This is a genomic window from Bacillus sp. 2CMS4F (genome assembly GCF_023161785.1).
Taxonomy (GTDB): domain Bacteria; phylum Bacillota; class Bacilli; order Bacillales; family Bacillaceae; genus Bacillus; species Bacillus halotolerans.
The window spans coordinates 1-442 of sequence record NZ_JALNTO010000034.1 but is presented as its reverse complement, the minus strand read 5'-3'; the positions used below and the strand labels follow the sequence as shown (position 1 = coordinate 442).

The window sequence follows — 442 nt, the reverse complement described above, 5'->3', positions numbered from 1 at the left end:
AGGCTCGGTAGCTCAGTTGGTAGAGCAACGGACTGAAAATCCGTGTGTCGGCGGTTCGATTCCGTCCCGAGCCACCATTTACAAATAAATATATTTTGGCGGTTGTGGCGAAGTGGTTAACGCACCAGATTGTGGCTCTGGCATTCGTGGGTTCGATTCCCATCAATCGCCCCAAATAAAATTGCGGGTGTAGTTTAGTGGTAAAACCTCAGCCTTCCAAGCTGATGTCGTGGGTTCGATTCCCATCACCCGCTCCATTTCTATATCGTCATGGGCCTGTAGCTCAGCTGGTTAGAGCGCACGCCTGATAAGCGTGAGGTCGATGGTTCGAGTCCATTCAGGCCCACCATACCATGACTTTTACGTTCCACAGTAGCTCAGTGGTAGAGCTATCGGCTGTTAACCGATCGGTCGCAGGTTCGAATCCTGCCTGTGGAGCCAT

At 51.6% G+C, this 442-nt stretch carries 5 tRNA genes; all 5 read left to right on the top strand.

Annotated features, from left to right (window positions below):
• Nucleotide 1 precedes the first annotated feature (1 nt).
• The 5 genes from MTN95_RS21475 (at nt 2) to MTN95_RS21455 (ending at nt 441) form a co-directional block, all read left to right on the top strand.
• A tRNA-Phe gene (locus tag MTN95_RS21475) sits at nt 2-77 on the top strand.
• A 21-nt stretch (nt 78-98) separates the two neighbouring features.
• Nucleotides 99-174: transfer RNA gene (locus MTN95_RS21470), tRNA-His, on the top strand.
• 9 nt (nt 175-183) lie between these two features.
• Nucleotides 184-257 (top strand) — tRNA-Gly (locus MTN95_RS21465).
• Between the two features lie 15 nt (nt 258-272).
• Nucleotides 273-349 (top strand) — tRNA-Ile (locus MTN95_RS21460).
• A gap of 17 nt (nt 350-366) precedes the next feature.
• Nucleotides 367-441: transfer RNA gene (locus tag MTN95_RS21455), tRNA-Asn, on the top strand.
• Nucleotide 442: the final 1 nt, after the last annotated feature.